The organism is Streptomyces flavovariabilis (genome assembly GCF_000725785.1).
In the GTDB taxonomy this organism is placed as follows: Bacteria; Actinomycetota; Actinomycetes; order Streptomycetales; family Streptomycetaceae; genus Streptomyces; species Streptomyces hawaiiensis.
In genome coordinates this window covers 217,036-239,569 of record NZ_JNXD01000020.1, presented here as the reverse complement: position 1 = coordinate 239,569, position 22,534 = coordinate 217,036, and the positions used below count along the sequence as shown (strand labels likewise).

Sequence of the window (22,534 nt, the reverse complement as noted above, 5' to 3'; positions counted from 1 at the left end):
GGTGCGTCCACGACGGGGCACCGCGTGTCGGCCGGACGGCCGGCAGACACCCGGGCGGCCGCCGGTGGAAACGCCGAAGGGCGGCCACCCCGCAGGGTGACCGCCCTTCGACTCAAGCGACTCGCTTACTGGTTGTACGGACCGTAGTCGTAGTCCTCCAGCGGCACGGCCTGGCCGGAGCCCGTGCCGAACGGCGAGTAGTCGATGTCGTCGTAGCCGACGGCCGAGTACATAGCGGCCTTGGCCTCCTCGGTCGGCTCCACCCGGATGTTGCGGTAGCGGGACAGACCCGTACCGGCCGGGATGAGCTTACCGATGATGACGTTCTCCTTGAGGCCGATGAGGCTGTCGGACTTGGCGTTGATCGCCGCGTCCGTCAGGACTCGGGTCGTCTCCTGGAAGGAGGCGGCCGACAGCCAGGATTCCGTCGCCAGCGAGGCCTTGGTGATGCCCATGAGCTGCGGACGACCGGAGGCCGGGTGACCGCCCTCCTGGACCACACGACGGTTCTCGGTCTCGAACTTCGAGCGCTCGACCAGCTCGCCGGGCAGCAGCTCGGCGTCGCCGGACTCGATGATCGTCACGCGGCGGAGCATCTGCCGGATGATGATCTCGATGTGCTTGTCGTGGATCGACACACCCTGCGAGTTGTAGACCTTCTGGACCTCGCCGACCAGGTGGACCTGGACCGCACGCTGACCCAGGATGCGCAGCACGTCGTGCGGGTTGGTGGCACCCACGGTGAGCTTCTGGCCCACCTCGACGTGCTCGCCCTCGCTGACCAGGAGCCGGGCACGCTTCGAGATCGGGAACGCCGTCTCGTCGCTGCCGTCGTCCGGGGTGACGACGATCTTCTTGGTCTTCTCGGTCTCCTCGATCCGGACGCGGCCCTGGGCCTCGGAGATCGGGGCGACACCCTTCGGGGTACGGGCCTCGAAGAGCTCGACGACACGCGGCAGACCCTGGGTGATGTCGTCACCGGCCACACCACCGGTGTGGAAGGTACGCATCGTCAGCTGGGTACCGGGCTCACCGATGGACTGGGCGGCGATGATGCCGACCGCCTCACCGATGTCGACCAGCTTGCCGGTGGCGAGCGAACGGCCGTAGCACATCGCGCAGGTACCGACGGCGGACTCGCAGGTCAGGACCGAGCGGGTCTTGACCTCCTCGACACCGCGCCGGACGAGCTCCTCGATGAGGACGTCGCCCAGGTCGGTACCGGCCGGGGCCAGCACCTGCCCGTCGACCACGATGTCCTCGGCGAGGCAGCGCGCGTACACGGACGTCTCGACGTCCTCGGTCTTGGCCAGCCCGCCCTCGGCGTTCCGGTCGGCGATCTTCAGACGCAGACCGCGCTCGGTGCCGCAGTCCTCCTCGCGGATGATGACGTCCTGGGAGACGTCGACCAGACGACGCGTGAGGTAACCCGAGTCGGCGGTACGCAGAGCGGTGTCCGCCAGACCCTTACGGGCACCGTGCGTGGAGATGAAGTACTCCAGCACGGACAGGCCCTCACGGAACGACGCCTTGATCGGACGCGGGATCGTCTCGTTCTTCGCGTTCGACACCAGACCACGCATACCGGCGATCTGACGCATCTGCATCATGTTGCCTCGTGCACCCGAGTTCACCATCATGAAGATCGGGTTGGTCTTCGGGAAGTTGTCGTTCATCGCCTCGGCGACCTCGTTGGTCGCCTTGGTCCAGATCGCGATGAGCTCCTGCGTGCGCTCGTCCTTGGTGATCAGACCGCGCTCGTACTGCTTCTGGACCTTCTCGTCCTGCGCCTCGTAGCCCTTGACGATCTCCTTCTTCGCCTCGGGAACGACGACGTCGGAGATGGCCACGGTGACACCGGAGCGGGTCGCCCAGAAGAAGCCGGACGCCTTCAGGTTGTCGAGCGTCGCCGCCACGATGACCTTCGGGTAGCGCTCGGCGAGGTCGTTGACGATCTCGGAGAGCTGCTTCTTGCCGACCTCGTAGTCGACGAACGGGTAGTCCTCGGGCAGCAGCTCGTTGAAGAGCGCACGGCCCAGGGTGGTGTTCAGCCGGAAGGTGTCACCCTGCTGCCACTCGGGCTCGCCCTCCTCACGCGCCGGCGGGGTCCAGCCACGCGGCGGGATGGTGCCGACCGGGAAGCGGACGTCGATCTTCGACTGGAGCGACAGCTCGCCCGCGTCGAAGGCCATGATCGCCTCGGCGACCGAGGCGAAGGAACGGCCCTCGCCCTTGAGGTCGCGCATCTCGCCGTCGGTGGTGAGGAAGAACAGACCGAGGACCATGTCCTGGGTCGGCATCGTCACCGGGCGGCCGTCGGCCGGCTTGAGGATGTTGTTCGAGGACAGCATCAGGATGCGGGCCTCGGCCTGCGCCTCCGCGGACAGCGGCAGGTGCACGGCCATCTGGTCACCGTCGAAGTCCGCGTTGAACGCGGTGCAGACGAGCGGGTGGATCTGGATGGCCTTGCCCTCGACCAGCTGCGGCTCGAAGGCCTGGATGCCGAGGCGGTGCAGCGTGGGCGCACGGTTCAGCAGAACCGGGTGCTCCGCGATGACCTCTTCCAGCACGTCGTACACGACCGTGCGGCCGCGCTCGACCATGCGCTTGGCGCTCTTGATGTTCTGCGCGTGGTTCAGGTCGACCAGGCGCTTCATCACGAACGGCTTGAAGAGCTCCAGCGCCATGGCCTTCGGCAGACCGCACTGGTGCAGCTTCAGCTGCGGACCGACGACGATCACGGAACGCGCGGAGTAGTCCACACGCTTGCCGAGCAGGTTCTGACGGAAGCGGCCCTGCTTGCCCTTCAGCATGTCGCTGAGGGACTTCAGCGGGCGGTTACCGGGACCGGTGACCGGACGGCCACGGCGGCCGTTGTCGAACAGCGCGTCGACGGCCTCCTGGAGCATGCGCTTCTCGTTGTTCACGATGATCTCGGGCGCACCGAGGTCGAGAAGCCGCTTCAGGCGGTTGTTCCGGTTGATCACACGGCGGTACAGGTCGTTCAGGTCGGAGGTCGCGAAGCGGCCACCGTCCAGCTGCACCATCGGGCGGAGGTCCGGCGGGATGACCGGCACGCAGTCGAGCACCATGCCCTTGGGGCTGTTGCTGGTCTGCAGGAACGCGGAGACGACCTTCAGGCGCTTGAGCGCACGGGTCTTCTTCTGGCCCTTGCCGGTGCGGATGATCTCGCGGAGGCGCTCGGCCTCCTCGTCGAGGTCGAAGGACTCCAGGCGCTTCTGCAGCGCCGCGGCACCCATCGAGCCGTCGAAGTACGTGCCGAAGCGGTCACGCAGCTCGCGGTAGAGCAGCTCGTCGCCCTCGAGGTCCTGGACCTTGAGGTTCTTGAAGCGGTTCCACACCTCGTCGAGACGGTCGATCTCGCGCTGCGCACGGTCGCGCAGCTGCTTCATCTCGCGCTCGGCACCCTCGCGCACCTTGCGGCGCACGTCGGCCTTGGCGCCCTCGGCCTCCAGCTCGGCCAGGTCGGTCTCGAGCTTCTTGGCGCGGGCCTCCAGGTCGGCGTCGCGGCGCTGCTCGATCTGCTGGCGCTCGACGGAGACGTGGGCCTCCAGCGAGGGCAGGTCGCGCGTCCGGCGCTCCTCGTCGACGTACGTGATCATGTACGCCGCGAAGTAGATGACCTTCTCGAGGTCCTTGGGGGCCAGGTCGAGCAGGTAGCCCAGACGCGACGGAACACCCTTGAAGTACCAGATGTGCGTGACCGGGGCGGCGAGCTCGATGTGGCCCATCCGCTCACGGCGCACCTTGGCACGGGTGACTTCGACGCCACACCGCTCACAGATGATGCCCTTGAAGCGGACACGCTTGTACTTGCCGCAGTAGCACTCCCAGTCCCGGGTCGGACCGAAGATCTTCTCGCAGAAGAGTCCGTCCTTTTCGGGCTTGAGCGTGCGGTAGTTGATCGTCTCGGGCTTCTTGACCTCGCCGTGGCTCCACTGACGGATGTCGTCAGCGGTGGCCAGACCGATCCGGAGCTCGTCGAAGAAGTTGACGTCGAGCACTATGCGTCAATCCCTCTCAGGGTTGTAAGTCATGGGGTCTGATACGGGGGTCCTGGGGCCGGCGGCCTTCATCGCGAAGGCCGCCGGACTCCCGTCAGACCTCTTCGACGCTGCTCGGCTCACGCCGGGACAGGTCGATGCCAAGCTCCTCCGCAGCGCGGAAGACGTCCTCGTCGGTGTCGCGCATCTCGATGGACATGCCGTCCGAGGACAGCACCTCCACGTTGAGGCACAGGGACTGCATCTCCTTGATGAGCACCTTGAAGGACTCGGGGATGCCGGGCTCGGGAATGTTCTCGCCCTTGACGATGGCCTCGTAGACCTTCACGCGGCCGGTGACGTCGTCGGACTTGATGGTCAGCAGCTCCTGGAGGGCGTACGCGGCGCCGTAAGCCTCCAGCGCCCACACCTCCATCTCACCGAAGCGCTGGCCACCGAACTGGGCCTTACCACCCAGCGGCTGCTGGGTGATCATCGAGTACGGACCGGTCGACCGGGCGTGCAGCTTGTCGTCGACCAGGTGGTGCAGCTTGAGGATGTACATGTAGCCGACCGAGATCGGCTCCGGGAACGGCTCGCCGGAGCGGCCGTCGAACAGCGGCGCCTTACCGGTCGGGAGCACCATGCGCTCGCCGTCGCGGTTCGGGATGGTGTGGTTCAGCAGACCGGCCAGCTCGTCCTCACGCGCACCGTCGAAGACGGGGGTGGCGACGTTCGTGCCCGGGGCGACCTGGTCGGCCTCGATGGCCTGCAGGCGCTGGGCCCAGTCGTCCGCGAGGCCGGAGACGTCCCAGCCGCGGCTGGCGAGCCAGCCGAGGTGGATCTCCAGGACCTGTCCCGGGTTCATTCGGGACGGCACACCGAGCGGGTTGAGGATGATGTCGACCGGGGTGCCGTCCTCCAGGAACGGCATGTCCTCGATCGGCAGGATCTTCGAGATGACGCCCTTGTTGCCGTGACGGCCGGCAAGCTTGTCACCGTCGGTGATCTTGCGCTTCTGCGCGACGTAGACGCGCACCAGCTGGTTCACACCGGGGGGAAGCTCGTCGCCCTCCTCGCGGTCGAAGACGCGGACGCCGATGACCTTGCCGATCTCGCCGTGCGGCACCTTCAGCGAGGTGTCACGGACCTCACGGGCCTTCTCACCGAAGATCGCGCGGAGCAGGCGCTCCTCGGGCGTCAGCTCGGTCTCGCCCTTGGGCGTGACCTTGCCGACGAGGATGTCACCGGCGACGACCTCGGCACCGATACGGATGATGCCGCGCTCGTCGAGGTCGGCGAGGACCTCCTCGGAGACGTTCGGGATGTCCCGGGTGATCTCCTCGGGGCCGAGCTTGGTGTCACGGGCGTCGACCTCGTGCTCCTCGATGTGGATCGAGGAGAGGACGTCGTCCTGCACGAGGCGCTGCGACAGGATGATCGCGTCCTCGTAGTTGTGACCCTCCCACGGCATGAACGCCACGAGCAGGTTCTTGCCCAGCGCCATCTCGCCGTTCTGGGTGGCCGGACCGTCGGCCAGGACCTGGCCCTCGATGATCCGGTCGCCCTCGTTGACGATGACCTTCTGGTTGACCGAGGTGCCCTGGTTGGAGCGGGCGAACTTGGCCAGGCGGTACGTGATGTACGTGCCGTCGTCGTTGGCGGTGGTGATGTAGTCCGCGGAGACCTCCTGGACCACACCGGGCTTCTCGGCCTTGACCACGTCGCCGGCGTCGACCGCGGAGCGGTACTCCATGCCGGTGCCGACGAGCGGGGACTCGGACTTAATCAGCGGCACGGCCTGACGCATCATGTTCGCGCCCATGAGGGCACGGTTGGCGTCGTCGTGCTCGAGGAAGGGGATCATGGCGGTCGCGACCGACACCATCTGGCGCGGCGAGACGTCCATGTAGTCCACGTCCTCGCCGGTGACGTAGTCGACCTCGCCGCCCTTGCGGCGGACCAGCACGCGGGCCTCGGCGAAGCGGAGGTCGTCCGTCAGCGGCGCGTTGGCCTGCGCGATGACGAAGCGGTCCTCCTCGTCGGCGGTCAGGTAGTCGACCTCGTCGGTGACCTGGCCCTCGAACACCTTGCGGTAGGGGGTCTCGACGAAACCGAACGCGTTGACCCGGCCGTAGGAGGCGAGCGAGCCGATCAGACCGATGTTCGGGCCTTCAGGGGTCTCGATCGGGCACATGCGGCCGTAGTGCGAGGGGTGCACGTCACGGACCTCGAAGCCGGCCCGCTCACGGGACAGACCACCCGGGCCGAGCGCGGACAGACGCCGCTTGTGCGTCAGACCCGACAGCGGGTTGTTCTGGTCCATGAACTGCGACAGCTGGCTGGTGCCGAAGAACTCCTTGATGGAGGCGACGACCGGCCGGATGTTGATCAGGGTCTGCGGCGTGATCGCCTCGACGTCCTGGGTCGTCATCCGCTCGCGGACGACACGCTCCATACGCGCCAGACCCGTACGGACCTGGTTCTGGATGAGCTCGCCGACGCTGCGCAGACGACGGTTTCCGAAGTGGTCGATGTCGTCGGTCTCGACGACGATGTTCGTACCGCTGTCGCCGACCGTCTCGGTCTCGCCCGCGTGCAGCTTCACCAGGTACTTGATCGTCGAGATGATGTCCTCGACGGTCAGGATGCCCGCGTCCAGCGGAGCGTCCGCACCCAGCTTCTTGTTGACCTTGTAGCGGCCGACCTTGGCCAGGTCGTAGCGCTTGGGGTTGAAGTAGAGGTTCTCGAGCAGCGTCTGCGCGGCCTCACGCGTGGGGGGCTCGCCCGGACGCAGCTTGCGGTAGATGTCGAGCAGCGCGTCGTCCTGGCCCTGGGTGTGGTCCTTCTCCAGGGTGGCGCGCATCGACTCGTACTCGCCGAACTCCTCGAGGATCTGCTCGGTGGTCCAGCCGAGCGCCTTGAGCAGGACGGTGACGGACTGCTTGCGCTTGCGGTCGATGCGGACACCGACCATGTCGCGCTTGTCGATCTCCATCTCCAGCCAGGCACCCCGGGACGGGATGATCTTCGCGGAGAAGATGTCCTTGTCGGACGTCTTGTCGATGGAGGAGTCGAAGTAGACACCGGGCGAACGGACGAGCTGCGACACCACGACACGCTCGGTGCCGTTGATGACGAAGGTGCCCTTGTTCGTCATGAGCGGGAAGTCGCCCATGAAGACCGTCTGGGACTTGATCTCGCCGGTCTCGTTGTTGGTGAACTCGGCGGTGACGAAGAGCGGGGCCGCGTACGTGAAGTCGCGGTCCTTGCACTCGTCGATGGAGTTCTTCGGCGGCTCGAAGCGGTGGTCGCGGAAGGTCAGCGACATCGACCCGCTGAAGTCCTCGATCGGGGAGATCTCCTCGAAGATCTCCTCGAGCCCGGACTTGGTGGGGACGTCCTGACCGTTCTCGAGAGCCTCCTCGACCCGACTCTGCCAGGCGGTGTTGCCGAGCAGCCAGTCGAAGCTCTCGGTCTGCAGCGCGAGCAGGTTCGGAACCTCAAGAGGCTCCTTGATCTTTGCAAAAGAGATGCGCAGCGGGGCAGTGCTGGCGGCGTTGTTCGTATTCGCGGTCGAGGCGTTGCGCGAGGCGGCCAAGAGGGGGTCCTTCCGAGGGCTCGGACTCACTACGCGCGTACCGGCCCCTCTCCCGTACACAGAGACAAGCTGTGTCGGTCCGGCCGAAAAGCCAGGTCAGACAGTCTTGTCGTCGATGCTCGGGCGAGGGCAGACCCCTGGTGACGGGCAGGGGACAGCTAACAGGCAGCGCAAAGGGTCAGTGTAGCCACTTGGCACACTGATGTCCAGTGCGGGTCCTGGAACCCGTGTTCACCCTCGTTGTTCCACTCCTGCGACACGGCGCTGCCCTCAACGCACGTTGATACTGCCCTCTTCGTCGTCGATCCATGCCTCGGATTCGGATCCTGTGACGACGCGTCCTGAGAATTGCGCGCTGCGTGCGGTTCGTCAAGGCCCCCCTGCCCGATCCGGGGCCGCCCGGAGACACGACGAAGATCACCATACCCCCCGCCACCGGGGGTTCAAGGCAACCGTGGCCGACCCCCGAGAACGCCGAAGAGCGACCACCCGGATGGATGATCGCTCTTCCGCGCTTACGCGTTACACGTCCAGTCGGACGCGTCGTGGATCCTGGCGGATCCGAGAGGTCTTACTTGACCTCGACCGAGGCGCCGGCGCCCTTGAGGGACTCGGCGGCCTTCTCGGCGGCGTCCTTGGCGACCTTCTCGAGAACGGGCTTCGGGGCGCCGTCCACGAGGTCCTTGGCCTCCTTCAGACCCAGGGAGGTCAGCTCACGCACGACCTTGATGACCTGGATCTTCTTGTCGCCGGCACCGGTGAGGATGACGTCGAACTCGTCCTGCTCCTCAGCGGCCTCGGCCGGGGCGGCCGGGCCGGCCGGACCGGCGACGGCGACGGCCGCGGCGGCGGTGACGTCGAACTTCTCCTCGAACGCCTTCACGAACTCGGAGAGCTCGATGAGGGTCATCTCCTCGAACTGCGCGAGCAGGTCTTCCTGGCTGAGCTTCGCCATGATGGCGGTCCTTCCACTAAATCGGCAGGTGCCGGATGTACATGTGAGGCGGGCGTACGTCTGGCCCGCTACGGTCGCCGCGTTCAGGCAGCGGCGGCCGGGATGCGAGCCGAGTTACTCGGCACCGCCCTGCTCGTCCTGCTTGGCACGGAGCGCGTCCACGGTGCGGACGAGCTTCGAGGGAAGCGCCTGGAAGAGCTGAGCAGCCTGGGACTGCTTGCCCTTGAAGGCACCCGCCAGCTTGGAGAGCAGAACCTCGCGGGACTCGAGGTCCGCAAGCTTCTTGATCTCATCGGCGGACATCGCCTTGCCGTCAAGGACGCCGCCCTTGATGACGAGGTTGGGGTTGTCCTTGGCGAAGTCACGGAGACCCTTCGCCGCCTCGACCGGGTCACCGGTCACGAAGGCGACGGCCGACGAACCCGCAAAGAGGTCGTCCAGCGTCGTGATCCCGGCCTCGTTGGCCGCAATCTTGGTCAGCGTGTTCTTCGCCACACGGTACTGAGCGTTCTCACCGAGTGAACGACGCAGCTGCTGGAGCTGCGCAACGGTGAGACCGGTGTACGCGGTAACGACGGCAGCGTTGGAGTTGCGGAACTTCTCCCGCATCTCCTCGACGGCATCGACCTTGTCAGGCCTCGCCATGAGCCTCGGCCTCCTTCCGGGTGATTCGGACCGCGCGGACCCGAAGGAGGACTGGGGAAAACGAAACGCCCCGGCGCAAGCGCACGGGGCGTAGCTCGACCGGTTTCATGCACGCACGAGGCGGCTGACTCCGGGAGCTTCTCCAGTGTCACCTGCGCGGGTCGTCCGCCGTTCAGCGGATCCTTCGGCCACCGCACCCTCAGATGAGCGCGCGGTAACGACCAGCGGTCTTTGGCTTCTGTAGGAGAGTACGGGAACGGATCGCCGTCAAGCAAATCCGCCCGTACGGCTGATCAGCGCGGAGCGGTTCAGCTCTGCTCCAGCTCCTTGAACATCTCGCCCAGGTCCGCGACATCCTTGGCCGGCGGGGCCGTGACGGTGACCGGCTTGTTGTAGTCGAGGAAGGTGATGGTCATGTCCATCGGGCCCTTGTCGGCCTGGCCCTTCATGCGGAACTGCTTGGTGTGGTCCTCGCCGTCGACCCACATGTCCATCGTGAACTTGTCGATGCCGAGCTTCTCGTACTGCTTGATGCTCTTCTCGCGCTGCTTGCGGGTCTGCGCCTTCTCGTCCTTGAGCGAAGCGCGCAGGTCGGCGAGGGTGACCGTGCCCCTGTAGTGGGTCGTCTCGACCCCTTCGACCTTCTCGCTGCCGACCTCCTTCACGTCCTTGGCGCCCGTGAGGAAGGTGGACTCGGCGGCCGGGTTCTGCTCGGCCTGACTCGTGGACCCCATCTGGTCCAGGTCCTTGGCCGCGTCGGACCCGGAGAGATCGAACTTCAGCCAGCGCTTGCCGTCCATCTCCTTGGCCATCTCGGCTCCCCCACCGAGGTACATGGCCTTGTCGACGAGACGGATCTCCACGGTTTCGCCGGCACCCTGGTCGGGCGCCTTCATCTTCATGCTCATGGCGATCGTGGGCTTCAGGCGCATGGACGCCTCGCCCTCGACGCGGCCCGACTCCGGGACCGAGCCCTTCATGCGGTACTGGAGGGACGTGATGTCCTCCGTGTTCTTCGCCGCCTTGGCGACGGCCGCCGCGGGCGTCATCTCCGGCGACTGCTCGGAACCGCAGCCGACCGCGCCGGCGGCGAGAAGCAGAGCGCACAGCCCGGCAGCAGGTATGGATGTCTTCATCTGATTCCCCCCAAGGAATACACACTTGCTTCACAGCAAGGCCGCGAGCCTATCCCAGAGGGGCAGAAGTGATCTATCCGAATTGGCGGTGGCCTCAGGGCGTACCGGTCTGCTTCCGCATCAGGTCCTCGAAATCCCCGGTGTCGGACCGCGGCGGCCGCTCGGCCCGGACCGTGACGCCGTAGTCGGCGTAGTGGGCGGTCTGGGTCATCAGGCCCGTCGTCATGCGGGCCTTCTCGACCTTCTTGACCAGCAGGTTCCGGTCGTCGACCCAGATGTCGACGGTCTCGGTGGTGACACCGGCCTCGGTGAGCTGCTTCCTCAGGCCGGCGTCGGCGACATCGGCCGCCGCCACGGTGCCGGACCAGTGCGTGGCGGTACGGCCGCGGACGGTCTCCTCGCCGACCTTCCTGACGTCGCCGGAGGACAGCAGGAGCTTCACCGACTGGTTGGGCGTGGTGCCGCGCATCTGGTCGCCGAGGTGGGCACCGGAGCCGCCGGTGAGGGCTTCGAGATCCTCGTACGCGTACCGGATCCAGTGTCTGCCGCCGGCCTGCTCCGCGAAGGTGTCGCCCATGCGCGCGTAGTACGCGTCGGGCAGGTAGCGGGCCTCCATCGAGGTGCTGCCGAGCCGGCGCATGGTGTCGGCCATGGTGCCGCCGGTGTACGTGATGGTGAGGGTGCCGGTGATGCCGTCGCTCCAGCCGAGGGTGCCGTCGGCGGTCATGGACATCAGGGAGCCCATGGTCGTCGTGGACTCGACCCGGGCGGACTCGGCGTGCTCGGTGGCGTGCTCGGCGGAGCGCAGGGCCGCGAGGGACCGGCGATGCGCGGCGCGGTCCTCCTGGCCGGGGCCGTCGGAGGAGTCCGGGGAGGTGCAGGCGGCCGGCCCCGTCAGCGCGGTCGCCACAGCGAGCACCAGGCCTGCGCGGCGCACGGTCGTGCCCTGCATACGTCCCCCGTTCGTATCCGGTTCCCGCACGTTAACCCAGGCCACCGGCGTACGTACCGGAAAAGGGAACGGGCCCCGCACCTGTGAGAGGTGCGGGGCCCGTGACCGGTTGGGTGAGCCGTCAGGCTCAGACCGCGGCCGGGTCCTCCTCGACGAGGAGGTTGCGGGTGCGGTTCGGGTCGATCGGAATGCCGGGGCCCATCGTGGTGCTGATGGCGGCCTTCTTGATGTAACGGCCCTTGGCGGCGGACGGCTTCAGACGGAGGATCTCCTCCAGCGCGGCGCCGTAGTTCTCCACCAGCTTGGTGTCGTCGAAGGACGACTTGCCGATGATGAAGTGCAGGTTCGCGTGCTTGTCGACACGGAACTCGATCTTGCCGCCCTTGATCTCGGTGACGGCCTTGGCGACGTCGGGGGTGACGGTGCCGGTCTTCGGGTTCGGCATCAGACCACGCGGACCGAGCACCCGGCCGAGGCGGCCGACCTTGCCCATGAGGTCCGGGGTGGCGACGACGGCGTCGAAGTCCAGACGGCCCTTCGAGACCTCGTCGATCAGTTCGTCGGAGCCGACGATGTCGGCGCCCGCGGCCTCCGCGGCCGCAGCACGGTCACCGGTCGCGAAGACCAGGACCCGGGCAGTCTTGCCGGTGCCGTGCGGCAGGTTCACGGTGCCACGGACCATCTGGTCGGCCTTGCGCGGGTCGACACCCAGGCGGAAGGCGACCTCGACGGTGCTGTCGAACTTGGTCGTGGAGGTGTCCTTGGCGAGACGGACGGCCTCGAGCGGGGCGTAGAGCTTCTCCCGGTCGACCTTGGCGTCCGCAGCGCGAAGGGACTTGCTGCGCTTGCTCACTACTGCTCCTGTGGATTCTTAGGAGTCGTGGTCCGGGCCGAGCCGGCCCTGCCACTTCTGCTGATGGAGGTTGGGGCTCAGTCCTCGACCGTGACGCCCATGGAACGGGCGGTGCCGGCGATGATCTTCGCGGCGGCGTCCAGGTCGTTGGCGTTGAGGTCGGGCATCTTGGTCGTGGCGATCTCACGGACCTGGTCACGCGTGATCTTCGCGACCTTGGTCTTGTGCGGCTCGCCCGAGCCCTTCTCGATGCCCGCGGCCTTCAGGATCATCTTGGCGGCCGGCGGGGTCTTGGTGATGAAGGTGAAGGAACGGTCCTCGTAGACCGTGATCTCCACCGGGATGACCCAGCCACGCTGCGACTCGGTCGCGGCGTTGTACGCCTTGCAGAACTCCATGATGTTGACGCCGTGCTGACCCAGCGCGGGGCCGACCGGCGGGGCCGGGTTGGCGGCACCGGCCTGGATCTGGAGCTTGATGAGCCCCGTGACCTTCTTCTTCTTGGGAGGCATAGCTCTCCGGGTCCTTTCGATTCGGGTCCTGCCCGCACACGGGGACCACCCGGATGCAGGCATACCGCACAACGATAACGGGTATAGATGCGCGGCCAAAAACCGCGCAGGTCAGGCAAGCGCCGGAGCGATCGCCTGACCTGCGCGGAAGCGGTGAGTCCGGAAGTTAGTTCTTCTGGATCTGGTCGAAGGACAGCTCGACCGGCGTCTCGCGGCCGAAGATCTCGACGAGGCCCTTGACCTTCTTCGAGTCCGGGTTGATCTCGTTGATGGTCGCTTGCAGCGTGGCGAACGGGCCGTCGGTGACGGTGACCGAGTCGCCGACCTCGAAGTCCAGCACCTGGACCTCGACCTTGCGCTGCGGAGCCGGCTTGCCCTCGGCCTCGGCGGCTTCGCGGGCGGCCTTCTCCTCGGCCTCGGGAGCGAGCATCTTGACGATCTCGTCCAGGGTCAGTGGGTACGGGTCGTAGGCGTTGCCCACGAAGCCGGTGACGCCGGGGGTGTTGCGGACGACACCCCAGGACTCGTTCGTCAGGTCCATGCGGACGAGGACGTAGCCCGGGAGCTTGTTCTGCTTGATCGTCTTGCGCTCGCCGTTCTTGATCTGGGCGACCTCTTCCTGCGGCACCTCGGCCTGGAAGATGAAGTCCTCGACGTTCAGCGAGACGGCGCGCTGCTCCAGGTTGGTCTTCACGCGGTTCTCGTAGCCGGCGTACGTGTGGATGACGTACCACTCGCCGGGCAGGACCCGCAGTTCCTCGCGGAGCTTCTCGATCGGGTCGCGGTCGTCCTCGGCCTCTTCCTCGAGTTCTTCCGCGGCCTCTTCGCCGGCCTCGGTCTCCTCGGCGGCGTCGGTCTCCTCGGCGGCGTCGTCCGCGACGGCGTCGGCAGCCTCGACCTCGGCGGAGGCCTCGGTGTCCTCGCTGTCCGCGCCCTCGACGGTGTCGAGCTCGTCCTCGACGGACTCGACAGGCTCGATGGCGTCGTTCACGTTCGGGTCAGACACGGTGGCTGCTTCTTCCTGGATACATAGGGGTGGAACATGCGAAAGGAGCGCCGGGTACCTCGGCGCTCTTCGCGGACTGCTCAGCCGAACACGTACTTGGCGGCGTTGCTGAGCCCATAGTCAATCACGGTGACCAGGCCGATCATGATGACGACAAAGATGATCACCACGGTCGTGTAGGTCGTCAGCTGGTTGCGGCTCGGCCAGACGACCTTGCGCAGCTCCGCGACGATCTGGCGGTAGAAGAGGGCAAGGCGCTTCAGCGGGCCCTTCTTGCCGCGCTTGCCGCCCTTGCGGGTCTTCTTGGACTCCGGCGCCTCGTCCTGGGCATCAGGCATGTCGATGGAGCCCACGGCGTCCGTCACTCGTCCTCACCTGATTCCGGGTCGTGGCCGTGCCGCGCCCGGTCTGAGCCGCACGGCGGTGCATTGCTGTACGTACATGCGCACACATCCTGGCGAAGGTGTGTGTAGCAGGGCCGGAGGGACTTGAACCCCCAACCGCTGGTTTTGGAGACCAGTGCTCTACCAATTGAGCTACGACCCTTTGTGTGTCCCCCAACGTACCGCATCCGTCCGGATGCTTGGTGTGCACCGAACGGGCGCGGCCTGCTGAAGGCCAACGAGGTGAGAGTGTACGTGCTCTGCGGCCGGTCGTCGAACAGAAAGGGCCCGCGGGAGGGCTCGTTGGCGGAAGATCGCCTCGGGAACAGGCGGCGGACCGACGTGATTCCGCTGAAGATCGCCCAGGCCGCGCGGGGGATCCGCACTGTTGTTCAGGGATGTGCCCGACGTTGTTCAGTCTGTGAAACCCCCGTGCCGCGCGGGTTTCCGGTCTGAAACGATGGGGCCCATGAGCCCTGCAACCCCTCCCACCGAGCGCCGGGTCTCCGCCCGAGTCGGCGCGATCTCCGAGTCCGCCACCCTCGCCGTGGACGCCAAGGCCAAGGCCCTCAAGGCCGCCGGGCGGCCGGTGATCGGCTTCGGCGCCGGTGAGCCCGACTTCCCGACTCCGGACTACATCGTCGAGGCCGCGATCGAGGCCTGCAAGAACCCGAAGTTCCACCGCTACACGCCGGCCGGCGGTCTGCCCGAGCTGAAGGCCGCGATCGCCGCGAAGACGCTGCGCGACTCCGGCTACCAGCCCGACGTCTCGGAGATCCTCGTCACCAACGGTGGCAAGCAGGCCATCTACGAGGCCTTCGCCGCGATCCTCGACCCGGGCGACGAGGTCATCGTGCCCGCGCCGTACTGGACGACCTACCCGGAGTCGATCCGGCTGGCCGGGGGTGTCCCGGTGGAGGTCGTCGCCGACGAGACGACCGGCTACCGGGTGACGGTCGAGCAGCTTGAGGCGGCCCGTACGGAGAAGACGAAGGTCGTCCTGTTCGTCTCGCCGTCGAACCCGACCGGCGCGGTCTACAGCGAGCAGGAGACCGAGGCGATCGGCCGCTGGGCCGTCGAGCACGGGCTGTGGGTGATGACCGACGAGATCTACGAGCACCTCGTCTACGGCGACGCCTCCGCCGTGTCGCTGCCGGCGGTGCTGCCCGAGCTGCGCGACAAGTGCGTCGTGGTCAACGGTGTCGCGAAGACGTACGCGATGACCGGCTGGCGTGTCGGGTGGATCATCGGCCCGAAGGACGTCGTCAAGGCCGCGACGAACCTGCAGTCGCACGCCACGTCGAACGTGTCCAACGTCGCGCAGGCCGCCGCGCTGGCCGCGGTCTCCGGTGAGCTGGACGCCGTGGCGACGATGCGTGAGGCCTTCGACCGGCGCCGCAAGACCATCGTGCGGATGCTGAACGAGATCGACGGTGTGGTGTGCCCGGAGCCGGAGGGCGCGTTCTACGCGTATCCGTCGGTGAAGGCGCTGGTCGGCAAGGAGATCCGGGGGCGGCGGCCCAAGGACACGGTCGAGCTGGCCGCGCTGATCCTGGAGGAGTCCGAGGTCGCGGTGGTGCCGGGTGAGGCGTTCGGTACGCCCGGGTACCTGCGGCTGTCGTACGCGCTGGGTGACGAGGATCTGGTCGAGGGCGTGAGCCGGATCCAGAAGCTGCTGGCGGAGGCGCGGGACTGACGTCCGCTTCGCCGGTCCTGCGGCCCGGGGGCACATACCGAGTTCGGTATGTGCCCCATTTGTTTGTGCGAGCAAGACCACGAAAGGGGAAACAGCTACCGGGACGGCTGGGACGTACGGCAGGATCCTGGGATGGAGCGTGTACGTGATGTCTCTGAGCTGCCGAAAGCCCATCTGCACCTGCACTTCACCGGGTCGATGCGGCCCTCGACCGTGCTGGAACTGGCCGACAAGTACGGCGTCCGGCTGCCGGACGCGCTGAGTGAGGCGTTGACCAGCGGGGAACCGCCGAGCCTTCGGGCGACGGACGAGCGGGGGTGGTTCCGCTTTCAGCGGCTGTACGACGCGGCGCGCTCGTGTCTGCGGGAGCCGGAGGACATCCGGCGGCTGGTGCGGGAGGCCGCGGAGGAGGATCTGCGCGACGGGTCGGGGTGGCTGGAGATCCAGGTCGACCCGACGTCGTACGCGCCGCGGCTGGGCGGGCTGATTCCGGCGCTGGAGATCATCCTGGACGCGGTGGAGACGACGTCGCGGGAGACCGGGCTCGGGATGCGGGTGCTGGTCGCGGCGAACCGGATGAAGCATCCGCTGGACGCGCGGACGCTGGCGCGGCTGGCGACGCGGTACGCCGACCGGGGGGTCGTCGGATTCGGGCTGTCGAACGACGAGCGGCGGGGGATGGCGCGGGACTTCGACCGGGCGTTCGGGATCGCGCGTGAGGCCGGGTTGCTGTCGGCTCCGCACGGGGGTGAGCTGGCGGGGCCGTCGTCGGTGCGGGACTGTCTGGACGACCTGGGGGCGAACCGGGTGGGGCACGGGGTGCGGGCGGCGGAGGATCCGCGGCTGATGAAGCGGCTGGCCGACCGGCAGGTGACGTGCGAGGTGTGCCCGGCGTCGAACGTGGCGCTCGGGGTGTACGAGAAGCCGGAGGACGTGCCGCTGCGGACGTTGTTCGAGGCGGGGGTGCCGTTGGCGCTGGGCGCGGACGATCCGTTGCTGTTCGGGTCCCGGTTGGCGGCGCAGTACGAGATCGCGCGGCGGCACCACGGGTTCACGGACGCGGAGCTGGCGGAGGTGGCCCGGCAGTCGGTCCGGGGGTCGGCGGCGCCGGAGGATGTGAAGACGAAGCTGCTGGCGGGTGTGGACGACTGGCTGACGTCGTAGCGGGCCTGCCTGCGCCCTAACGCCGGGTGGGGTCGGGGCCGCGCCGGGGGGTGTCCGTCCTCGGAACGGCGCGATGGGCTTGCGTACCGACTGACTGTCCGTTGACGCGCCATCAGCTGCGGGCGGACGCCCCCCGACACGTCCCCTTACGTCGTCCGGCGGCTGCGGGTGCGTCCCGCCTAGCTGCGGGCAATCGTGCCGCTAAGGGCGATGGGGGTCCCCCTGCTCGAGCGGAGCCGAGAGCTTGGGGGAGGGTGGGCGCAGCGGCACCTCGCGCCGCCGGGTTGCGGACCCTCCCGGCCCAGCAGCGACGCCGCGTGGCCTACAGGCTGACTCCGACGGTCACCGGCTCGTTGACCAGGGTGATTCCGAAGGCCTCTCGGACTCCGGCCACCACCTCGCGGGCCAGGGCGAGGAGATCCTCGGTTGTCGCACTCCCCCGGTTCGTCAGCGCCAGGGTGTGCTTCGTGGAGATGCGGGCCGGTCCGTCGCCGTACCCCTTGGTGAAGCCCGCCTTGTCGATCAGCCAGGCCGCGGACGTCTTGGTGTGGCCGTCGGCGGCCGGGTACGCGGGGGGGTCCACCTCGTCACCGAGCCGCTCACGCACGCGTGCCCGGAACGTCGCGAAGTCCGTGTCCGTGAGGATCGGGTTGGTGAAGAAGGAGCCGGCCGACCAGGTGTCGTGGTCCTCGGGGTCCAGGACCATGCCCTTGCCGGCGCGCAGCTTGAGCACCGTGTCGCGGGCCTGCGCGAGCGGGACGCGGTCGCCCGCCGCCACACCGAGGGCGCGGGCCGTCTCGGCGTACCGGAGGGGGGCGGAGAGGCCGTTGGCCTCTTCCAGGGAGAAGCGGACGCGCAGGACCACGTGGCGCTCGGGGTCGGACTTGAAGCGGCTGTGGCGGTAGGAGAAGCCACAGTCCTCGTTGGTCAGGGTGACCGTGTCGCCGGTGCGGCGGTCGTAGGCGATGACCTCGGTGATCGTGGAGGAGACCTCCTGGCCGTACGCCCCCACGTTCTGGATGGGTGTCGCGCCCGCCGAGCCGGGGATGCCGGCCAGGCACTCGATGCCGGCCAGGCCCGCCTCGACCGTGCGGGCGACGGCGTCGGTCCAGATCTCGCCCGCGGCCAGCTCCAGCGTCGTGCCGTCGAGAGAGAAGCCCTTGGTGGCGATGACGAGGGCGGTGCCTTCGAAGCCCTTGTCGCCGATGACGAGGTTCGAGCCGCCGCCGATGAGCAGCAGCGGGGTGCCCGTCTCGTCGGCTTCGCGGACGGCGGCGATCACCTCGTCGTCCGTCGTGGCGGTGACCAGCCGGGTCGCGGGGCCGCCCAGCCGGAAGGTCGTCAGCGGGGCGAGGGGGGCGTCGTGGAGTTCCTGCACGGGCTCAAGAGTACGAGACGGTACCGACAGGGTCGGGCACACGTGTGTGCGGCCCCGTTCCGCGGGGGGAAGGGGCCGCACGCGCGCGGTGGTCGTCAGGGCAGGCGGCGGAGCGCCTCGGACCAGGGCAGCGGGAGTTCGTCGCTGCTCACCTGCCATGTGGTGAAGGACGAGTCCCTCATCTGCGGGGCGAGGCCCCTGGAGGCGGGGCCATGGGCACCCGCGCGGACGAAGGCGTGGAGTGCGTCCTTGGACTCCCAGGCCGACAGGGTCCAGAAGGTCCGTTCGAGGGGCTTCGCCCTCAGGGTCGCTCCGTAGGCGCCGGGGCTCCGGCGGACCTGCCGCCAGACGGCGGGCGTCCCGGCGAGGAACTTCAGCGCTCCCCACAGCGTGCGGGTCTCGAAGCGGGAGGCGAAGACGTGCACCTCGGTGTCGCGGGGCGGCGTGTTCGGGACGGTCCAGGGAAGAGTGGGCATGCCGCTTCTCCTTGTCGTGAGTACGTCGGGGTCAGTGGGCGGCCGTCTTCAGTACCGGTGCCGGTTCGGCCGGGGCGGCCTGCCGCTCGGTGTGCCGCCGGGTCGGTATCAGCAAGGCGGCGATGCCGGCGAGGGCGACCACCGCGGAGCCCGTCACCAGGGCCGGCCGCATGCCGTCGACGAAGGTCTGGCCGGTCTCGTAGCCGCCCTGAGCCGCGAAGATCGACGCCATGACGGCGATGCCGAGCGCCCCGCCCACCTCACGCAGGGCGTTGTTGGCGCCGGAGGCGATGCCCTGCTCGGACGGCCGGACGCTGGACATCACCAGGTGCGAGGCAGGGGCGAAGAACAGCGCCATGCCGATGCCGCTGACGATCAGGGCGGGCAGCTGGGCCGCGTAGGAGGCGTCGGCGGTGGCCACCACCGCCATGTAGCCGAGGCCCAGGGCTTGCAGGAAGAGGCCCGCGGCGACGACCGGTCGGCCCCCGATGCGGTCGGCCAGGATGCCGGCGATCGGGGCGACCAGCATCGGCATGCCGGTCCAGGGCAGCATCCTGAGCCCCGCCTCGGTGGGCGAGTAGCCGAGGACGCCCTGCATGTACTGGCTGAGCAGGAAGATCGAGCCGAACATGCCGAGGAACATCAGCAGGCTCGCCGCGTTGATGCCGGCGAAGGCCCGGGAGCGGAACAGCCGCATCGGGAGCATGGGGTTCTTGGCGCGTGTGCTGTAGAGGACGAAGGCGACGAGCAGCACCGAGCCCGCCAACAGGGCCATGAGGACCAGTCCGCCGGTCCAGCCGTCGACGGGGCCGCGGACCAGGCCGTAGACGATGCCGAAGAGGCCGCCGCTGGCGAGCAGGGTGCCGGGGATGTCGAGCGGGGCACCGGTGCCGTGGGACTCGGCGAGGCGGAGGCGGGCGAGGGGCAGCAGGGCCAGGCCCAGCGGGACGTTCAGCCAGAAGATCCACTGCCAGGAGATGTGTTCGGTGAGGGTGCCGCCGACGAGCGGTCCGGAGGCGACGGCGAGTCCGTTGACGGCGCCCCAGATGCCGTACGCCATGCCGCGCTTGGCGGCGGGCACGGCGGCGGTCAGCAGGGTGAGCGTCAGCGGCATCATGACGGCCGCGCCGGCGCCCTGGACCGCGCGAGCGGCGATGAGGGAGTCGATGCCGGGTGCCATGGCCGCGGCTGCGGAGGCACCGGTGAAGACGGTGAGTCCCGCGATGAAGAGCCGGCGGCGGCCGAAGCGGTCGCCGAGGGCGGCGCCGAACATCAGCAGGACGGCGAAGGTGAGCGTGTAGGCGCTCACGGTCCATTCCAGGTCGTGGAGGCCGCCGCCGAGGTCCTCGCGGATGGAGGGCAGGGCGGTGGTGACGACGAGGTTGTCGAGGGCTGCCATGAATCCGGCGACGCTGGTGATGACGAGGGCCCAGGCGGCTCCCCCGCGACGTGCGGTCTGCTGTGACATCTCTCCCCCAAGGAGAATCTGCGGTGATCGATTAGTTATTGATTACTAACTTTCGCGGTCACGAAAAAGGGCCCACATCTGTGCACAGGTGTGTCAACTGCCGTCCTCCGACGGGGCGAACCCAGCCCAGACCCGGTGATCGGCCGGGAAGCCCATGGCCACCAGGCAGTTGATGAGCATGCCCTGAGCGAGGAAGGTCGTCGTCTCGTGGGCGTCGGCGCCCAGCGGCAGGTGAATGGTGTCCCAGAGCCGCATCCAGCCCGTACGCACGGCTTCACCGAACTCACGGTCCCCCTCCTCCTCGGCGGCCGTCACGGCGAGGTACATCTGCATCTGCATCATCAGCTGCTCGGGCTGCTCGGAGATGGCCTCGACGTACGCGCCGCCCATGGCATGGCGGGCCTCTTCGCCCTCCAGCCCCTCGGCCGCCTCCGCGAACATCCGGATGGTGTCCTCGACGCACCGTTCGGCCGCCGCCAGGAAGATCGCCTTCTTGCCCGGGAAGAGCCGGAAGAGGTACGGCTGTGACACGCCGACCCGACGGGCGATCGCCTCGGTCGAGGTGCCGTGGTACCCACCGCGGGCGAACTCGGTCATCGCCGCCCGGATGACGCTCTCGCGCCGCTCTTCCGCGCTCATCCTTGCCATGCCCTCGAAGTTAGTGCTCAATCACTAACCATGTCAAGCGGAGGTCCGGGCGCCCTACGCGTAAGGGGCGCCCCGTAGTGGAGAGCGCCCCTTACACCGTGTCGCGGCCGGTCTCAGGCCAGTCGCACGACCGCCCGGGACATGCCCAGCACCTTCTGCCCGGCGCTGGTCGCGGTCAGGTCCACGCGGACCGTGTTGTCGTCGAGCTTGGCGGCGACCTTGCCGGCGACCTCGATCACGGCCCCCTGGTCGTCGTTCGGGACGACGACCGGCTTGGTGAAGCGGACGCCGTACTCGACGACCGCACCCGGGTCGCCGGCCCAGTCGGTGACCACGCGGATCGCTTCGGCCATGGTGAACATGCCGTGCGCGATGACGTCCGGCAGGCCGACCTCCTTGGCGAACTTCTCGTTCCAGTGGATCGGGTTGAAGTCGCCGGAGGCGCCCGCGTACCGGACGAGGGTCGCGCGGGTCACGGGGAAGGTCTGGGCGGGCAGCTCGGTGCCGACCTCGACGTCGGAGTAGGAGATTTTCGCGGTCATGTCGCTCACGCCCCCTCGGCCGCGCGGGCCACGAGCTTGGTCCAGGCGGTCACGACGTGCTCGCCGGCCTCGTCGTGCACCTCACCGCGGATGTCGACGATGTCGTTGCCCGCGAGGGATTTGATCGCCTCGATCGTCGAGGTGACCGTGAGCCGGTCGCCGGCGCGGACCGGACGGCGGTAGGCGAACTTCTGGTCGCCGTGCACCACGCGGCTGTAGTCCAGGCCGAGCTGGGGGTCCTGAACGACCTCGCCGGCGGCCTTGAAGGTGATCGCGAAGACGAAGGTCGGCGGGGCGATCACGTCGGGGTGCCCGAGTGCCTTGGCGACGTCCGTGTCCGTGTACGCCGGGTTGGCGTCCCCGACCGCCTCGGCGAACTCACGGATCTTCTCCCGGCCCACCTCGTAAGGCGCGGTGGGCGGGTACGTCCGCCCCACGAAGGACTGGTCGAGCGCCATGGCTCGGCACCTCCTGGTAGCTCTACTGACCGGTACGGGTCCCTCAACGACGCGAGGCCGCCCCCGATTGCTCGGGAACGGCCTCGTGTACGAGCCTGTTTTATCGCGTTTCGCGGTGCGCGGTGTGCGCATTGCAACGCGGGCAGTGCTTCTTCATCTCAAGACGATCCGGGTTGTTACGCCGGTTCTTCTTGGTGATGTAGTTCCGCTCCTTGCACTCCACGCAGGCCAGCGTGATCTTCGGGCGGACGTCGGTGGCAGCCACGTGAGTGCTCCTAAGACGAACGGATGGACTGTATTAACGCAAGAAGAGTAGCCGATCGAAGGACCGACCCCGCAATCGGCTACTGTCAGTAGCGGTGACCGGACTTGAACCGGTGACACAGCGATTATGAGCCGCTTGCTCTACCGACTGAGCTACACCGCTTAGATGCGATCCGGCCCCGTCTTGCGACGGAACCAGTCACACCAGAGCCCCAAAACGGAATCGAACCGTTGACCTTCTCCTTACCATGGAGACGCTCTGCCGACTGAGCTATTGGGGCGAGCGATGAAGACATTACACGCTCGGCCGCCGTTCACCCAAATCCGTTTCGAGGTGCCCGGCCGGGGCGCCCGGACCGTCCTCCCGGCAGCCCCGTGGGTGTCTCCCGTGCC

19 protein-coding genes and 3 tRNA genes are annotated in these 22,534 nt (G+C 67.8%); 2 read left to right on the top strand and 20 right to left on the bottom strand.

Annotated elements, in window-relative coordinates:
• Positions 1–125: 125 nt before the first annotated feature.
• The 11 genes from IO24_RS0130650 to IO24_RS0130600 all read right to left on the bottom strand — a co-directional run bounded on the left by IO24_RS0130650 (position 126) and on the right by IO24_RS0130600 (position 14,210).
• Positions 126–4,025: a DNA-directed RNA polymerase subunit beta' gene (locus IO24_RS0130650; RefSeq protein WP_031141282.1), complete on the bottom strand. Its 3,900-nt coding sequence runs from the start codon at positions 4,023–4,025 to the stop codon at positions 126–128.
• 94 nt (positions 4,026–4,119) lie between these two features.
• The gene (rpoB, locus tag IO24_RS0130645) at positions 4,120–7,605 is read right to left on the bottom strand and encodes a DNA-directed RNA polymerase subunit beta (protein WP_031141280.1); all 3,486 of its coding nucleotides are present in this window, start codon (positions 7,603–7,605) and stop codon (positions 4,120–4,122) included.
• Positions 7,606–8,176: 571 nt separating this feature from the next.
• A complete protein-coding gene (rplL, locus tag IO24_RS0130640; RefSeq protein WP_031141278.1) occupies positions 8,177–8,560 on the bottom strand; it encodes a 50S ribosomal protein L7/L12 in 384 nt (127 codons plus the stop codon).
• Between the two features lie 114 nt (positions 8,561–8,674).
• Positions 8,675–9,205, bottom strand: a complete 531-nt coding sequence (gene rplJ, locus IO24_RS0130635; protein WP_030839726.1) for a 50S ribosomal protein L10 — start codon at positions 9,203–9,205, stop codon at positions 8,675–8,677.
• Between the two features lie 308 nt (positions 9,206–9,513).
• Positions 9,514–10,341 carry an SCO4651 family lipoprotein gene (locus IO24_RS0130630; RefSeq protein ID WP_031141277.1) on the bottom strand — a complete coding sequence of 276 codons (828 nt, stop codon included), beginning with the start codon at positions 10,339–10,341 and terminating at the stop codon, positions 9,514–9,516.
• Positions 10,342–10,435: 94 nt separating this feature from the next.
• Positions 10,436–11,293 (bottom strand): SCO4651 family lipoprotein, encoded by an 858-nt coding sequence (locus IO24_RS0130625; protein ID WP_031141275.1) that lies wholly within the window; start codon positions 11,291–11,293, stop codon positions 10,436–10,438.
• 127 nt (positions 11,294–11,420) lie between these two features.
• Positions 11,421–12,146: a 50S ribosomal protein L1 gene (gene rplA / locus IO24_RS0130620; protein WP_031141272.1), complete on the bottom strand. Its 726-nt coding sequence runs from the start codon at positions 12,144–12,146 to the stop codon at positions 11,421–11,423.
• A gap of 77 nt (positions 12,147–12,223) precedes the next feature.
• Entirely contained in the window at positions 12,224–12,658 is a 435-nt protein-coding gene (rplK, locus tag IO24_RS0130615) for a 50S ribosomal protein L11 (RefSeq protein ID WP_031141270.1), read from the bottom strand.
• A gap of 166 nt (positions 12,659–12,824) precedes the next feature.
• The gene (nusG, locus tag IO24_RS0130610; RefSeq protein ID WP_031141268.1) at positions 12,825–13,664 is read right to left on the bottom strand and encodes a transcription termination/antitermination protein NusG; all 840 of its coding nucleotides are present in this window, start codon (positions 13,662–13,664) and stop codon (positions 12,825–12,827) included.
• Between the two features lie 80 nt (positions 13,665–13,744).
• Positions 13,745–14,029: a preprotein translocase subunit SecE gene (gene secE / locus IO24_RS0130605; RefSeq protein ID WP_030233953.1), complete on the bottom strand. Its 285-nt coding sequence runs from the start codon at positions 14,027–14,029 to the stop codon at positions 13,745–13,747.
• 108 nt (positions 14,030–14,137) lie between these two features.
• Positions 14,138–14,210 (bottom strand) — tRNA-Trp (locus tag IO24_RS0130600).
• Positions 14,211–14,516: 306 nt separating this feature from the next.
• Here IO24_RS0130600 and IO24_RS0130595 point away from each other — a divergent pair.
• Together IO24_RS0130595 and IO24_RS0130590 are read left to right on the top strand one after the other, a co-directional pair.
• Positions 14,517–15,743 (top strand): pyridoxal phosphate-dependent aminotransferase, encoded by a 1,227-nt coding sequence (locus IO24_RS0130595; RefSeq protein WP_031141265.1) that lies wholly within the window; start codon positions 14,517–14,519, stop codon positions 15,741–15,743.
• 132 nt (positions 15,744–15,875) lie between these two features.
• On the top strand, positions 15,876–16,907 hold the full coding sequence (locus IO24_RS0130590; RefSeq protein WP_031141263.1) for an adenosine deaminase: 1,032 nt from the start codon (positions 15,876–15,878) through the stop codon (positions 16,905–16,907).
• A gap of 322 nt (positions 16,908–17,229) precedes the next feature.
• On the opposite strand, the gene IO24_RS0130585 is transcribed toward IO24_RS0130590, so the two are convergent.
• The 9 genes from IO24_RS0130585 to IO24_RS0130545 form a co-directional block, all read right to left on the bottom strand.
• Complete coding sequence (locus IO24_RS0130585; protein ID WP_031141261.1) at positions 17,230–18,285, bottom strand: UDP-N-acetylmuramate dehydrogenase; 1,056 nt, start codon at positions 18,283–18,285, stop codon at positions 17,230–17,232.
• A gap of 95 nt (positions 18,286–18,380) precedes the next feature.
• On the bottom strand, positions 18,381–18,761 hold the full coding sequence (locus IO24_RS0130580) for a DUF3291 domain-containing protein (RefSeq protein WP_031141260.1): 381 nt from the start codon (positions 18,759–18,761) through the stop codon (positions 18,381–18,383).
• A gap of 31 nt (positions 18,762–18,792) precedes the next feature.
• Positions 18,793–20,229, bottom strand: a complete 1,437-nt coding sequence (locus IO24_RS0130575) for an MFS transporter (protein ID WP_031141258.1) — start codon at positions 20,227–20,229, stop codon at positions 18,793–18,795.
• 93 nt (positions 20,230–20,322) lie between these two features.
• On the bottom strand, positions 20,323–20,877 hold the full coding sequence (locus IO24_RS0130570) for a TetR/AcrR family transcriptional regulator (protein WP_031141256.1): 555 nt from the start codon (positions 20,875–20,877) through the stop codon (positions 20,323–20,325).
• Positions 20,878–20,990: 113 nt separating this feature from the next.
• The gene (locus tag IO24_RS0130565) at positions 20,991–21,419 is read right to left on the bottom strand and encodes a MaoC family dehydratase (RefSeq protein WP_031141254.1); all 429 of its coding nucleotides are present in this window, start codon (positions 21,417–21,419) and stop codon (positions 20,991–20,993) included.
• Between the two features lie 5 nt (positions 21,420–21,424).
• Positions 21,425–21,877 carry a MaoC family dehydratase N-terminal domain-containing protein gene (locus IO24_RS0130560; protein ID WP_031141252.1) on the bottom strand — a complete coding sequence of 151 codons (453 nt, stop codon included), beginning with the start codon at positions 21,875–21,877 and terminating at the stop codon, positions 21,425–21,427.
• 100 nt (positions 21,878–21,977) lie between these two features.
• Positions 21,978–22,142 (bottom strand): 50S ribosomal protein L33, encoded by a 165-nt coding sequence (gene rpmG, locus IO24_RS0130555; protein WP_003948671.1) that lies wholly within the window; start codon positions 22,140–22,142, stop codon positions 21,978–21,980.
• An 89-nt stretch (positions 22,143–22,231) separates the two neighbouring features.
• Positions 22,232–22,304, bottom strand: a tRNA-Met gene (locus tag IO24_RS0130550).
• Positions 22,305–22,349: 45 nt separating this feature from the next.
• Positions 22,350–22,422 (bottom strand) — tRNA-Thr (locus IO24_RS0130545).
• Between the last annotated feature and the right edge of the window lie 112 nt (positions 22,423–22,534).